The sequence below is a fragment of the Virgibacillus salexigens genome (genome assembly GCF_014905415.1).
GTDB lineage: Bacteria > Bacillota > Bacilli > Bacillales > Amphibacillaceae > Virgibacillus > Virgibacillus salexigens.
Genome location: NZ_BNEO01000135.1, coordinates 1 through 305 on the forward strand (window position 1 = coordinate 1; position 305 = coordinate 305).

A 305-nucleotide genomic window follows, 5' to 3' on the forward strand; every position below is an offset into this window, starting at 1 on the left:
TGAAAGTTCAAAAGATAGAGCGTTTATTCTATATTAAAGATCTGCCGATTGCATTTCATATTGGATACATATCTCCAAACTTATATATTAATAAACAAAAAGTGTTGGATAATATTGAATTCCAACCGTTAAGTACATTAATTCTAGAGCAATCTCAAAATGAGCTAGAAGAAGTTAGGTGTGCCATTGAGGTTAACCAAATTCCTGGAGATATCGCAGAATATTTACATGTGCCTCCTAGATTTCCAGTTGTAACACTATACCGTACATTTATTACTGGGAATTCCAAGCCTTTTTTTTCAACT

1 protein-coding gene is annotated in these 305 nt (G+C 32.5%); it reads left to right on the forward strand.

Annotated elements, in window-relative coordinates; genetic code table 11:
- Nucleotides 1-305 (forward strand): UTRA domain-containing protein (locus tag JKP73_RS22570; protein ID WP_200412029.1); only part of this gene is annotated, 305 nt, incomplete at both ends.